Origin of the sequence: Massilia cavernae, from assembly GCF_003590855.1 — a bacterium.
GTDB classification, from domain to species: domain Bacteria; phylum Pseudomonadota; class Gammaproteobacteria; order Burkholderiales; family Burkholderiaceae_D; genus Telluria_A; species Telluria_A cavernae.
On the sequence record NZ_QYUP01000067.1, the window covers coordinates 23,280 to 37,330 of the forward strand.

Annotated in this window: 8 protein-coding genes and 1 pseudogene; 6 read left to right on the forward strand and 3 right to left on the reverse strand. The window is 63.1% G+C overall.

Features of this window, described 5'->3' with window-relative positions:
- The first annotated feature begins 115 nt into the window (after positions 1–115).
- From D3872_RS06435 to D3872_RS06450, 4 genes are all read left to right on the forward strand, one after another.
- Positions 116–3,445, forward strand: coding sequence for a TIM-barrel domain-containing protein (locus D3872_RS06435; RefSeq protein ID WP_119810006.1), 3,330 nt, complete (start codon positions 116–118; stop codon positions 3,443–3,445).
- A 127-nt stretch (positions 3,446–3,572) separates the two neighbouring features.
- Positions 3,573–6,560, forward strand: a complete 2,988-nt coding sequence (locus D3872_RS06440; protein ID WP_119810007.1) for a TonB-dependent receptor plug domain-containing protein — start codon at positions 3,573–3,575, stop codon at positions 6,558–6,560.
- Between the two features lie 40 nt (positions 6,561–6,600).
- Positions 6,601–7,968, forward strand: a complete 1,368-nt coding sequence (locus D3872_RS06445) for a Gfo/Idh/MocA family protein (RefSeq protein ID WP_119810008.1) — start codon at positions 6,601–6,603, stop codon at positions 7,966–7,968.
- 177 nt (positions 7,969–8,145) lie between these two features.
- Positions 8,146–8,847 carry a transposase gene (locus D3872_RS06450; protein ID WP_119810009.1) on the forward strand — a complete coding sequence of 234 codons (702 nt, stop codon included), beginning with the start codon at positions 8,146–8,148 and terminating at the stop codon, positions 8,845–8,847.
- 90 nt (positions 8,848–8,937) lie between these two features.
- Here D3872_RS06450 and D3872_RS06455 read toward each other — a convergent pair whose 3' ends face one another.
- Positions 8,938–9,210, reverse strand: coding sequence for an EF-hand domain-containing protein (locus D3872_RS06455; RefSeq protein WP_119810010.1), 273 nt, complete (start codon positions 9,208–9,210; stop codon positions 8,938–8,940).
- Positions 9,211–9,643: 433 nt separating this feature from the next.
- A complete protein-coding gene (locus D3872_RS06460; protein WP_119810011.1) occupies positions 9,644–10,642 on the reverse strand; it encodes an RNA-guided endonuclease InsQ/TnpB family protein in 999 nt (332 codons plus the stop codon).
- Between the two features lie 25 nt (positions 10,643–10,667).
- On the opposite strand from D3872_RS06460, the pseudogene D3872_RS06465 reads away from it, so the two are divergent.
- A pseudogene (locus tag D3872_RS06465) lies at positions 10,668–11,046 on the forward strand (response regulator transcription factor).
- Between the two features lie 34 nt (positions 11,047–11,080).
- Here D3872_RS06465 and D3872_RS06470 read toward each other — a convergent pair.
- Positions 11,081–11,710 carry a YdcF family protein gene (locus D3872_RS06470; RefSeq protein ID WP_119810012.1) on the reverse strand — a complete coding sequence of 210 codons (630 nt, stop codon included), beginning with the start codon at positions 11,708–11,710 and terminating at the stop codon, positions 11,081–11,083.
- A 326-nt stretch (positions 11,711–12,036) separates the two neighbouring features.
- Here D3872_RS06470 and D3872_RS06475 point away from each other — a divergent pair.
- Positions 12,037–14,051, forward strand: a 2,015-nt coding sequence (locus tag D3872_RS06475) for a glutamate synthase central domain-containing protein (RefSeq protein ID WP_274381695.1), incomplete at its 3' end; no start/stop codon positions are given.

A 14,051-nucleotide genomic window follows, 5' to 3' on the forward strand; every position in this document is an offset into this window, starting at 1 on the left:
AAAAGGCGGAAATTTCTCCTTTTCTAACGGAATTTCTCGCTGAAACTTACTTTTTATTGACGATCTTTGTTTTTGTTCCTAAAGTATATGAATCAAAACGCAAATTCATTTCCCCATGAAACGAGTACACGCCTTCACCGCCGGCAGCCTGTTGTGCCTTTCGATCCTGGCCAGCGCGCCGCTGCACGCTGCCCCGGTGGGCAACTTGCGCAGCATGGGCGCCGCCACTGCCGCCAGCGGCGCCGGCCAGCACTGGGACCTGGTGACCGACACCGGCGCGAAGGTGCGTGTCAGCCTGCTGCGTACCGACGTGCTGCGCATCTGGGCCGGCCCCGCGGGCGCGCTGACAGACGCGGGCGACAAGGCCGCGGCGATCGTCGTAGGCGCGCCTGCCGCTACAGTAGAACACAGCGTGAGCGAGCAAGCCGGCCATATCCTGATCAGCACGCCGGCGCTCAGTTTGCGCATCGAGCGCAAGCCGCTGCGCTTCAGCCTGTACCGCGCCGGTGAAACCCAGGCGCTGTGGCGCGAAGTGCAGCCGCTGGAACTGGCGGCGAAGCAAAGCGTGCAGATCCTGTCGAGCGACAAGGACGAGCGCTTTTTCGGCGGCGGCCAGCAGAACGGGCGCTTCGAATTCAAGGGCAAGCAGCTGCCGGTGTCCTATTCCGGCGGCTGGGAAGAAGGCGACCGCCCGAACCCGGCGCCTTTCCTGATGAGCTCGCGCGGCTGGGGCATGCTGCGCAATACCTGGGCCGACGGCAACTACGACCTGCGCGAGAACGAGCAGGTGACGCTGCAGCATGCGGAAAACCGTTTCGACGCCTACTATTTTGTCGGCAAGGACGTGCGTGACGTGCTGGCCCGCTATACGGAATGGACGGGGCGCGCGCGCATGCTGCCGCGCTGGGCCCTCGAGTATGGCGACGCCGACTGCTACAACGATGGCGACAACGTGAAGAAGCCGGGCACGGTGCCGAAGGGCTGGAGCGACGGCCCGACCGGCAAGACGCCCGATTCGATCTACAGCATTGCCCAAAAATACCGCGAACACGACATGCCCGGCGGCTGGATTCTTCCGAACGACGGTTATGGCTGCGGCTACACCTCGCTGCCGGAAACGGTGCAGGGCCTGGCCAAGCATGGCTTCCGCACCGGCCTGTGGACCGAGAACGGCGTCGACAAGATCAAGTGGGAAGTGGGTACGGCCGGCAGCCGCGCGCAGAAGCTGGACGTGGCATGGACCGGCAAAGGCTACCAGTTCTCGCTGGACGCGAACAAGTCGGCCTACGACGGCATCATGGACAACTCGGACAGCCGTCCCTTCATCTGGACCGTGATGGGCTGGGCCGGCACCCAGCGCTACGCCGTCACCTGGACCGGCGACCAGAGCGCCAGCTGGGACTATATCCGCTGGCATATCCCGACGCTGATCGGGTCCGGCCTGTCCGGACAGGCTTACGCGACCGGCGACGTCGACGCCATCTTCGGCGGCAGCCCCGAAACCTTCACCCGCGACATGCAATGGAAAAGCTTCACGCCTGTCCTGATGGGCATGTCCGGCTGGTCCGCCACCGCGCGCAAGCATCCATGGTGGTTCGATGAGCCCTACCGCAGCATCAACCGCCGCTACCTGAAGCTCAAGCTGCGCCTGACGCCCTACATGTATACGCTGGCGCGCGAAGCCGAGCAAAGCGGCGCGCCGCTGGTGCGCGGCCTGATGTGGGACCATCCGGCCGACCCGGCCGCCTGGACCGAAGCGTACAAATACCAGTTCCTGCTGGGCCGCGACCTGCTGGTCGCGCCGGTGTACCGCAGCCAGGCCGTCACCCAGGGCTGGCGCAAGAACATCCACCTGCCGCAAGGCCTGTGGTTCGACTACTGGGACGGCCGCCAGGCCACGGCCGGCAAGGGCGGGCGCGACATCGACCTCCAGGTCACGCTCGACAAGCTGCCGGTGTTCGTCCGTGCCGGCAGCATCCTGCCGATGTATCCGGAAGTGCTGTACGACGGCGAAAAGCCGAAGGACCAGCTCACGCTCGACCTCTACCCGCACGGCCAGTCCGAGTTCACGCTGTATGAAGACGACGGCGAAACGCGCAAGTACCAGGGCGGCGCCTTCAGCCAGCAAGTGATCCGCATGCAGGCCGGCGACGGCAAGGTGCAGGTCGACATCGGCGCGGTGAACGGCAGCTACGCCGGGCAGGAACAGCGCCGCGCCAACGCCCTGCGCATGCTGATGCGCCAGCGCCCTGCCGCTGTGCGTGCTCGCGGCCAGGCCCTGCCGGAGCTGGCGGACCGCGCCGCGATCGACGCCGCGGCCGAAGGCTGGTACTTCGACGCCGCCGACCGCCAGGGCACGCTGCACGTCAAGACCGCCAAGCAGGATATCCGCCAGCCGCTCGTCATCGACGTGCAAGCCGCGGCCATGGTGGCGCAGGCCGACGGCATCTTCCCGGCAGCGCCGGTACCGGGCCGCGCCCTGCCCGCCGATGCGATGATGGTGGTGAACCGCCCTGCCGAAGAGGCGGGCCATCCGCTGGAAAACGCTTTCGACGGCAATGCCGCGACCTGGTTCCGCACCGTACGCAGCCAGGCCATGCGTAGCGGTCCGCATGAATGGGTGGTGGGCTTTACCGAGCGCCGCCTGGTCGACGGCATCGAACTGGCCCCGCGCAGCGACGCGAACTGGAAGCATGGCCAGGTCCGCGATTATGAAATCTACATCGGCGACAACAACGGCGACTGGGGCGCACCCGTGCACCGCGGCCGCCTGAAGCTGGAGCAGGGAACGCAGGCCATCAGCTTCACGCCGACGGCCGGCCGCCTGCTGCGTTTCCGTGTGCTGAGCACGCAGAACCCGTCCGGCGATGCAGCCGCCAGCACCGATCCGATGGTGACGGCAGCCCAGCCTGGCGCGGCGGCAATCCCCGTCAACGCGGCGGTGGCAAGCGAAGTGGCGCCAGTCACGCTGTCGGAATTCCGGATCCTGGAACGGCAGGTGGCGGACGGCCCCGAACTGCAGCGCTACCTGTCGGAACTGCCCCTGCCCAAGACCGTCGCACGCGACCGGCCGGCAGGCAAGGGCAAGGAGATGCGCATGAACGGGCTGTGGTTCCGCAAGGGCCTTGGCGTCGGTCCGGCCAGCCGCATCGACCTGGAGCTGGGCGGGGACTGGAACCTGCTGCGCGCCGACCTCGGCGTGGACGACAGCTGCCGCGAGGCCGGGGGCCTGCAGTTCCAGGTCTGGAGCGGCGACAAGCTGCTGTACGACAGCGGCCTGGTCACGGCGCCTGCCGTCGTCAAGCCGGAAATCGACGTGCGCGGCTTGCGGCAACTTAGCCTGCGGACCCTGGGTGCGCGCGGCGCCCGGCCCGCCCAGGTTTGCGGCAACTGGGCCAACGCGGTCCTGCTGGGCACAGGGAGCGCCACCGTCCGGCTGCGCTGACCGACCCATATCTCACACACATTGCGTTCCCCTCTTCGGACCGGGGAGGGACGCTTGCAAGCTTACGACCAGAAAAACGAACCCGGTGGCGGCGGCTGTCGACCATCACTTACCCAAGGAGACGATTGTGCAATTGAAGAAACTGATAGCCGCGATGGCGGCGGTGGGACTGGCATCGGGAGCGCTTGCTGCCGGCCAGGCGGTCGAAACGACCGAGAAGGCCGCGACGGCCGAGAAGGGCGAAAAGCTGATCCGCGTCGAAGTGACCGGCTCCAGCCTGAAACGCATCAATGCCGAAACCGCGTCGCCGGTGCAGATCATCGACGCGAAGCAGATCGAGAACATGGGCGCCCGCACGCTGCTGCAGGTACTCGACAACCTGCCGGCCGCGCGCCCTGCCCAGCAGGACTTCCGCTCGATGTTTACCGGCTCCGACGGCGGCTCGCAGGCCAACCTGCGCGGCCTCGGCGCGCAAGGCACGCTGGTGCTGCTGAATGGCCGCCGCCTGTCGTTCTATGGCGCGCCTGCCGGTTTCCAGACCATGTTCGTCAATATCGACTCGATCCCTGCCGCGGCAATCGAGCGCATGGAAATCCTGACCGACGGCGCATCGGCGGTGTATGGTTCGGATGCGGTCGCCGGTGTGATCAACGTGATCACGAAAAAGAACTACCAGGGGCTGGAAGCCCGCGCCAACGCCGACTTCTCGACCAGCGTGAAATCCTATGGCGAGCGCCAAGGCAGCCTGCTGTACGGCAAGGGCGACCTTGGAAAGGACGGCTACAACGTGTATGGCTCGGTGAACGTCTACCAGCGCGACCGCATCGCGCTGGCCGACACTTACCTGAAGCGGCCCGATCACTTCTATGTCAACAACCCGTCTTTCGTCCGCAACTTCCGCATCGGGACCGGGAGCGAACCAGGTGTGCTCAACCCGGGTACCTTCTTCGTTTTTGACAAGGCCAATAACAACGCGCGCACCCAGCGTGCAGTGAGCGGTTGCACCACCAGCATCACCGAGGCGTCGGGTAGCCGCTGCATCTGGAACACCCTGCCCTATGCGCTGGACACCGGGCCGACGTCGGACCGCGTCACCGGCTTCCTCAGCGGCCGCATGAAACTGGGCGACGACCTGGAAGGCTTCGCGGAAGCCGCTTACACGCATATCAAGATGCGTGGCGAGAACGGCCCGCGCGCCTTCAACAGCGGCGCAACCAACAACTGGTTCGCGCGCAACACCGGCACCAGGCTGAATACCTTCAGCCAACCCTACCTGGGCCCCAACAACGCCTACCTGAAAGGCAAGCTGGACCCGGACATGGCCGCCAAGATGGGCGGAGCCGCGGGACTGACCTACCTGATGCAGGATGCGGTCGGCCACTTCGGCCAGCAAAATGAGGACGACAGCTATCGCGTGGTGGCCGGCGTGCGCGGCAATCTGTACGGCGGCTGGGACTTCGAGACCGCGCTGGGCGTGGCGGGCAGCCACTCGACGCTGTTCCAGACGGTCAACATCAACACCAAGGGATTCGAAAAGGCGTTCGGTCCGTTCACCAAGGACCCGGTCACCGGACGCACCTACATCTCCGACAATCCGGCCTACAAGTTCGGCGAGATCAGCGAGGCCAACGCCGCGCTGCTGCGCGAGGCCTATCCGACCTTCGACATCCAGTCCTGGACCAAGCTGACTACCTGGGACGCCAAGACCGAGGGCACCCTGTTCAAGCTGGGCGAGCGCGAGGTGCGCGCCGCCTTCGGCACCAGCCTGATGCGCGAAAGCTTCGAGACGCCCGGCAACGCCGACGCGGCCAATGGCCTGATCACCCAGCAGGGCGGCTCATGGTTCGACGGCCAGCGCACGATCGCCGCGCTGTTCGGCGAAGTGGTGGTGCCGGTCACCGACAAGCTGGAGCTCAATGCCGCCGCCCGCCTGGACAAATACCCGCACTTCGCGGCCAACCTGGCGCCGAAGATCGGTGTGCAATGGCGCGCGCGTCCTAACCTGCTGGTGCGCGGCACCTACTCCGAAGGCTTCCGCGCGCCAAACCTGGCGGAATCCGGCACCGGCGGCGTCTTCGCGCAGGTCGGCGGCATCCGCGACACGGTGCGCTGCGATGAGACCAACGCGATCGCGCGCACGCTGATGAAATCGGTCACCGCGACCGAGGCCGAGCTGGGCAAGTCCCTGTTGAATTCGAACTGTTCGACGACGGTCGGCGGCCTGACTCCGCCAAACCAGGCGCTGCGGCCGGAAAAGGCCAAGATCTCGACCGCCGGCATCGTGCTGCAGCCGGCGCGGGACGTCAGCATCTCGCTGGACTACTGGTTCGTGTACCGCCGCGATGAGATCGTGCGCCAGGACTTCAACGAGCTGTTCAGGCTGCTGGTGGACAAGCACGGCCCGACGCTGGCCGGCACCCAAAGCGCTATCCGCAACGACCTCACCGACGCCGACCGTGGCAACATGGCAGCGGTCGCCACCATGTGCGCCAATCCGGCCAACGCGGCAGCGTGCGCGGCCGGCATCCCGAAATACTCGGTCGGCAATCTGGGCGGCCTGATCAACTCGTACTCGAACCGTGGCCGCACCCTCATCGACGGCTTCGACATCGACGCGCGCACCCGCTTCTCGCTCGGTGAGATGGGCAAGCTGGGCACCGGCGCGTCGGTCACGATCCGCAATCGCGAAACCTACAACAGCGACGACGGCACCGGCTTCTCGGGTAACAATGTCGGCTACTACGACTCGCCGCGTTTGCGCGGGACCTTCAACGCCGACTGGAGCTACCGCAATTTTGTCACGAGCGTGTTCGTCAACTACTCGGGCAAGACCAAGTGGGCCTATGGCAGCTACGACGCGGACAACACGCCGGAGAACTGCAAGGCCGCTGGCGTATCGCTGCCGACGGAGCTGTGCGGCGGCGCGCCGTCGTACACCACGGTCAACCTGGCGCTCAGCTGGAAACCGATCAAGCACCTGGACCTGGGCCTGAACGTGAAAAACCTGCTGGACAAGAAGCCCTACTACGACCCGAACGGCTGGGAAGGCTACAACCACAGCCAGAACCTGTTCGGCCGCCAGGTTGCGCTCTCGGCGAGCTACAAATTCTGGTAATCCGCTACTATCTCGACTATAACTTCCGAGGCAAGAACTGATGGACAAGCAATTAAATCGACGTACCTTCCTCAGCGCCGGCGCCACGCTGGCCGGCGGCCTGATGCTGCCGGCGGCCCACGCGGCCGGCAGTAAAGAGCGCCTGCGCATCGGCATGATCGGCACCGGCATGCGCGGCCAGGTGCTGCTGCGCGAACTGGTGCGCCGCGACGATGTGGAAGTCGCTGCACTGTGCGACATTGAACCGATCATGCTGGGCCGTGCACTGGCCCAGGTGGAAAAAGCGGGCAAGCCGCGCCCGCAAACCTTTGGCGAGGACCGCGATCCCCACGCCTACCGCCGCATGCTCGATACGGCAAAACTGGATGGCGTGATCATTGCCACACCATGGGAACTGCATGCGAAGATGGCCATCGACGCGATGCAGGCCAAGGTGGCGGTCGGCTGCGAAGTGGTAGCCGGCGTCACGCTGCAGGATCACTGGGATGTGCTCAATACCCAGCGCAAGACAGGTACTCCGTACATGCTGCTGGAGAACGTATGCTACCGGCGCGACGTGCTGGCTGTGCTGCAGATGGTGCGTGCCGGCCTGTTCGGCGAACTGGTGCACCTGCAGGGCGGCTACCAGCACGACCTGCGCGCGGTGAAGCTCAATGGCGGCGATCCGCGCCAGGCGGTCGGCGGCGGCGTCGAATTCGGCGCCAAGGGCTGGTCGGAAGCCAAGTGGCGCACCGACCACTCGGTGCAGCGCAATGGCGAGCTGTATCCAAGCCACGGCATCGGCCCGTGCGCGATGTACACCAACATCAACCGCGGCAACTGCTTCACGCGCATCAACGCCTTCGCCAGCAAGGCGCGCGGCCTGCACGATTACATCGTCAAGCAGCCGGGCGGCGCCAGCCACCCCAACGCCAAGGCGAAGTTCAAGCTGGGCGACATCGTCACGACCACGCTGTCGTGCGAGAACGGCGAGACCATCCTGCTGCAGCACGACACATCGCTGCCGCGCCCGTATTCGCTGGGCTTCCGGGTGCAGGGCACGGACGGGCTGTGGATGGACCTGAACCACTCCATCCATATCGAAGGCGTGAGCAAGCCGCACCAGTGGGAGGACTTCAAGGCCTACCAGGACAAGTTCGAGCATCCGCTGTGGCGCGCACATGCCGAGAAGGCTGCCGGCGCGGGCCACGGCGGCATGGACTTCTTCGTGATCCATGCGTTTATCGAAGCGCTGAAGGCGCAGGCGCCAATGCCGATCGATATCTACGATGCCATCACGTGGAGCGCCATCACGCCGCTGTCCGAACAGTCGATCGCCCAGGGTTTCCAGACCCTGGACTTCCCCGACTTCACCGACGGCAAATGGCGCACGCGCAAACCGATCTTCGGTTTCGACGGGCGTTACTAAGGCAGGAAACCCCATTCCCGCGCAGGATGCGCGGGAATGGGGGGCTTCACTCCCTCAGGGGAGCAGTAATAAAAAGGGACACAGTGGCTTCGCAAAAAACCGCTGTTCCCATCAAATAGGGACAGAGTGCAGCAATTGCGCTAGAATGATTGCCTTCGCATTCATTCGCTTCGATTCATGGCCCGCCTCCCGCGTCTCGTCCTGCCTCACCACCCGCACCACATCATCCAGGAAGGCAACGACCGCCAGCTCATCTTCCGCGACGAGGAAGACTACCAGCGCTTCCTCGGCTGGCTGAAGGACAGCGCCCGCGAATTCAAGGTAGCCGTGCATGCCTACGTGCTGATGCCGACCCACCTGCACCTGCTCGCCACACCCTCGACCGAGGGAGGCCTGGCCCGCATGATGCAGCGCCTCGGCCGCTACTACGTTCCCTGGTTCAACCACAAATACCAGCGCCTCGGCGGCCTGTTCCGTGGCCGCTTCAAGACCTCGCTGATCGATCCCGAGCAGTACTTCATGATGTGCAGCCGCTACGTGGAGTTCAACCCGGTCCGCGCCGGCATGGTGGCTAACCCCGCCGATTACCGCTGGTCGAGCTATGCGCACCACGCCGGCATCCGCCAGGAGCCGCTGATCATGGACCACGCGCTGTACTGGGGCCTCGGAAACACGCCGTTCCAGCGCGAGGCCGCCTACATCGAGCTTGCCCAGCATGCGCTGACGCCGGACGAGCTGTCCGCGATCGAGCAGGCGGTACTGAAAGGGTGGCCCCTCGGATCGGATGCCTTCAAGACCCAGCTACAAAACAAGGCGAAGCGGCAGGTATTGCCCGCCAAGCGGGGCAGGCCGTTCAAGACGGCGCCGGCCGGAGCGTAGTGAAACGCCGGCAGGACCAGCAAGCGCCCTCGATAGGAGCTATGCGACCTGAAAAAACAGCAGGAATCCAGCGGGGGCGCAGCACGCTGCTTACTTGGTCTTGGCGTCTTTCTTCGCGCCGTGCTTTTCCTTGTGCATCATTTCCATCTCTTTCATATCCACCATTCCAGAAGGATTCTTCTTCATCTTGTCCCACATCATTTCATGATGTTTCATGAACTCGTCTTTGGAGATCATCCCGTCACCATTTGCATCCAGCATTTTCATGTCCATCGACTTCTCACCCTTCTTGTCGGGATGTGCGATGGTTGAAGTGCTAGCAGCAATCAATGTGGCGGCCAGAAATACGTTAAGTTTTTTCATTATTTGACGCTCCTGTTGATGGCATTGGAAACCTCGCGCGCCACAAGTTCGCGGCGCGTACACGAACGACCCGTTTTACGACAGCGACAAGTCTATGTCTGCGTATGCAATGACGGCGCACCGTACGATGCGCCGCGCCGCGCGTTAGCCCGATAAATTCACCGGCGTGCTTCGTCATGAGTAACTGAGCGCCCGTGCCTTGCCCCAGAATACACGGTACGAACCCCATCAGTGCGAGGAACACCAACGGCAGCCAGGCGCCGGGTTGAGACCGTTCGGGCATCGTGCATTTCCTAGAAATTAAGCAGTTGTGATTGCGCGGCAGGCAGACCGGGGACCGGATAGGCAGGCTGTGCGCCCTTTCCAGATCCGGCCTTGCGCGCCAGGTGGAACAGCACCGTGATATATGCCACGATGAGCCCGGCTTACAGCATCAGGTAGCTTCATGTACCGCTCCGCAATCACAACAGCGCCATTCTTTCGCATGTTCTGTGAACATGCTTCCAAGGTCTGCGATACTTCTCGGCCTCGAATCGGGAATAGCGCCGCAATCCGAGCAGATCTGGGTGGAAAAGCTTTCGTTCACTTCTTCAAACCAGGCGCCATGCTTAACAGCCTTGTATGCCAGTTGTGCGCGGAAGGACGACAAGCCGACATCGTAGACGGACTTCGCCATGCTGGTTTTGGCGAGCGCCGCTGCATTGATATTGCCGACCACAATGTAGTCGAACGCGCCGACGATGGCGCTGGTGCATGTGTGCAGGTAATGGCGGCGGCGATTGGAAATCTGGGCGTGGAGCGCCGCGACCCGCTTCTTCTTGCGGGCGCGCTGAGCCACCGCCAGCGCCGCCTCGTTGGCACGGTAGATCTGAGGCGCAGCGATGCGGCTGCCATCGCTCAGTGTGGCCAGATCTTTCAGTCCAAGGTCGATTCCCACACCGCGCACCGGCAAGCGGACAGGCGGCGCCGGTACTTCAAGGACGATATTGAGGAACCAGTTGCCGCGCCGGTCGCGCGAGAAGTTGGTCCCGTCGGTGATTTTTCCCTCGGGCAGCGCGCGCGAATGGAACACGCGGAAGGTATTGTCGGCGAAGCGGAAGGCATTTCCTTCGCGTTTCAGTTCACGCCCTTTCAACGGTACCCAGCCCAAGGTCTTCCTGCCGCGATAGCGAAGGTAGGGCCGGCGCGACTGGGAGCGCGACCTGGCGTACTGCTGGCATACGTCGTTGACTGTACCCGAGTGAAGGCCAAGCTCCTTGCTGCATCCGGTGGTGAGCTTGATCAGGTCGAATCCGGTATGCCAGCGGCGACCGAACCGCAGCGCGTCCTTTTGCCTCTCGTTGCAATAGTTCCAGACGAAGTTCACTGCCCGTGCCTGCTTGTTCAGCAAGCCGGTCAGCGACTTGACGCGGTAGCGGTAAACCAGTTTCATCCAGGTTCGACAGCCATTGTCGACCATGGTTCCACGGCGCGGTTTCGACACCACCGTCGCGCATACGGGAGAGCAAGCGCTGCACGCGGCGGCATCCATCGCTTTCGATTACGCCAGCATTGCGACGACAGTCCAGGCAATCAAGCTCGGCGCAGATGATTACCTGGCAAAACCCGCGAATGTCGATTCTATTCTCTCGGCGTTAAAGGCCAATGCAGAAAGTGGGGGAAATGGTCGAAGCCGCGAGCCCGCCGGTGCCCCTGACAGTAGACCGGCTGGAATGGGAACATATCCAGCGGGTTCTCGCCGAACACCAAGGCAACATTTCGTCGACCACGCGCGCATTGAACATGCATCGCCGCACGCTGCAGCGCAAGCTGGCAAAAAAACCAACTGCCCGATAGGTGCCGGGCTGCAGACCGTGGCTCCGTACGACTGTTATCGACCCAAAGCAGTCATCTGTGCTACGGATTTAATCTGCGCCCATTGCGGGTATGCCGGGCACCCGTTGATCTCTTCCAGGAAGCCTTCGGCCAGGTAACGCGGGATCTTGGCGAATTCGCTGAGCACGCGGGCTCGAAATTCCTCATGTTCATGCCAGCGCTCGGCAGGAACACAAAAATAGTTGACAGGGCAAACCGACAAGCTCAAACCAGGCCAATGTCTCTGCAAAGTCATCAGGTAGCGCCGGGTCGAGCATATTTTCCCAATGACGACGACACTTCGAATTGCAGCGAGGTCCATCATCTCAGCCACCCTGGCCCGGCCGAACCGTACGTTCTCGCCTGTATTCGTTGCTGCAGTCTCCAGAATGAGAACGGTTTCAGGTAGCCCGAGCCCGACCAGTCGCTCAGCGATCATGTCTGCCTCTGCCAGCGGCGAGGCCCCTGTCCGTCCACCAGATACCAACAGACGGCTGAACATGCCGTTCTGCCAGAGTCCATGCGCCACCTCGCAAAACTCCGGTACGCCATGGCGGGTCCCAAAAAGAAATCCGAGATCCGAAGCGCGCGCCGGAAACGACGGCATGATGTATTCGGCAATGCTCTGCAAATCGTCGTGTGACATAAGGGGACCCATTCGCTACGGTTTTTCCGTCATTCGATGATACCGCTGTACGACTGCGATCTTGACCTGCTCGTTGTACTTCGCCATGAAAACCCCAAAAAGCTGGTGTCCAACTTTTGGAATTCAGTTCAGGAAGGCCGCTTTTTCGCTTGCAAGAAGCGCAAGCCCGGGTAACTATAGAAAGCGCCTGACTATGTCCCCATTTAATTTTTAAAGCGACACGCGACAGATTAATTCGACTCCGACCCTAATTGTTCTGGTTGACAGGTTTTTGTGCGTTGCACTAATCTAGTCCCTCAACCCTATAAAAGCTGCGGAGTTTGCTCATGATTGCCCAAGGTCTCTACGATCCGTCCAACGAACACGATGCCTGCGGTGTCGGTTTCATCGCCCACATCAAGGGCAACAAGAGCCATTCGATCATCGAACAAGGCTTGCTGATCCTGAAAAACCTCGACCACCGCGGCGCGGTCGGCGCGGATGCCCTGATGGGCGACGGCGCCGGCGTCCTGATCCAGATCCCGGACCAGTACTTCCGCGACGAGATGGCGAAACAGGGCGTCGAACTGCCGCCTCCGGGCGAGTACGGCGTCGGCATGGTGTTCCTGCCGAAGGAAAACGCCTCGCGCATCGCCTGCGAACAGGAAATCGAGCGCGCCGTGCGCATCGAAGGCCAGGTGGTCCTCGGCTGGCGCAACGTGCCGGTCGACGAAACGATGCCGATGTCGCCAACCGTGCGCGCCAAGGAGCCGGTGATCCGCCAGATCTTCATCGGCCGCGGCCCCGACATCATGGTGACCGACGCGCTGGAACGTAAGCTGTACGTGATCCGCAAGTCGTCCGGCCACGCGATCCAGGCGCTCAAGCTCAACCACGGCAAGGAATTCTTCGTGCCGTCGATGTCGGCGCGCACCATCGTGTACAAGGGCCTGCTGCTGGCCGACCAGGTGGGCGTCTATTACAAGGACCTGCAGGACCCGCGCTGCGTCTCCGCGCTGGCGCTGGTGCACCAGCGCTTCTCGACCAACACCTTCCCCGAGTGGCCGCTGTCCCACCCTTACCGCCTGATCGCCCACAACGGCGAGATCAACACCGTGAAGGGCAACTTCAACTGGATGCGCGCGCGCGAAGGCGTGATGAAGTCCGCCGTGCTGGGCGAAGACCTGCAGAAGCTGTTCCCGCTGATTTACGAAGGCCAGTCCGACACCGCCTGCTTCGACAACGCGCTTGAACTGCTGATCATGTCGGGCTACCCGATCGCCCAGGCCATGATGATGATGATCCCGGAAGCCTGGGAAAACCACACCATGATGGATGACAACCGCAAGGCCTTCTACGAGTACTACGCCTCGATGATGGAGCCGTGGGACGGCCCTGCCGCGATGGCCTTCACCGACGGCCGCCACATCGGCGGCACCCTGGACCGCAACGGCCTGCGTCCGGCGCGCTACATCGTCACCGACGACGACCTGGTGGTGATGGCGTCCGAATCTGGCGTGCTGCCGATCCCGGAATCGAAGATCATCCAGAAATGGCGCCTCCAGCCGGGCAAGATGTTCCTGATCGACCTGGAAGCGGGCCGCATCATCGATGACAAGGAACTGAAGGACACCTACGCCAACGCCAAGCCGTACAAGGCGTGGATCAACTCCGTGCGCATCAAGCTGGGCGAACTGAAACTGCACGAAAGCCAGCTGGCGCACAACCGCGGCAAGGACGCGCAGGGCGAAAAAGCCGGCGCCTCGGTGCTGGACCGCCAGCAGGCGTTCGGCTACACCCAGGAAGACCTGAAGTTCCTGCTGGCGCCGATGGCGCTGCTGGGCGAGGAAGCCACCGGCTCGATGGGCAACGACTCGCCGCTGGCCGTCACCTCGAACAAGCTCAAGCCGCTGTATAACTACTTCAAGCAGCTGTTCGCGCAGGTGACCAACCCGCCGATCGACCCGATCCGCGAAGCGATGGTGATGTCGCTGGTGTCCTTCATCGGTCCCAAGCCTAACCTGCTCGACACCAACAACGTCAACCCGCCGATGCGCCTCGAGGTGTCGCAGCCAGTGCTGGGCTTCAACGACATGGCGCGCCTGCGCGGCATCAGCCAGCACACCGGCGGCAAGTTCAAGTCGTACGAGCTGAATATCTGCTACCCGATCTCGTGGGGTAATGAAGGCGTGGAAGCGTCGCTGGCCTCGCTGTGCGCGGAAGCCGTCGACGCGGTCAAGTCCGGCCACAACATCCTGATCATCTCGGACCGCAACGTGTCGGCCGCGCAGGTGGCGATTCCCGCCCTGCTGGCGACGTCGGCGATCCACCAGCACCTGGTGCAGCGCGGCCTGCGCGCTTC

Bases quoted from the DNA above. Each gene is read 5' to 3' on its own strand.
- D3872_RS06435 (WP_119810006.1), top strand. From the start codon at position 116: ATGAAACGAGTACACGCCTTCACCGCCGGCAGCCTGTTGTGCCTTTCG.
- D3872_RS06460 (WP_119810011.1), bottom strand. From the start codon at position 10,642: ATGAAACTGGTTTACCGCTACCGCGTCAAGTCGCTGACCGGCTTGCTG.
- D3872_RS06450 (WP_119810009.1), top strand. From the start codon at position 8,146: ATGGCCCGCCTCCCGCGTCTCGTCCTGCCTCACCACCCGCACCACATC.
- D3872_RS06445 (WP_119810008.1), top strand. From the start codon at position 6,601: ATGGACAAGCAATTAAATCGACGTACCTTCCTCAGCGCCGGCGCCACG.
- D3872_RS06470 (WP_119810012.1), bottom strand. From the start codon at position 11,710: ATGTCACACGACGATTTGCAGAGCATTGCCGAATACATCATGCCGTCG.
- D3872_RS06455 (WP_119810010.1), bottom strand. From the start codon at position 9,210: ATGAAAAAACTTAACGTATTTCTGGCCGCCACATTGATTGCTGCTAGC.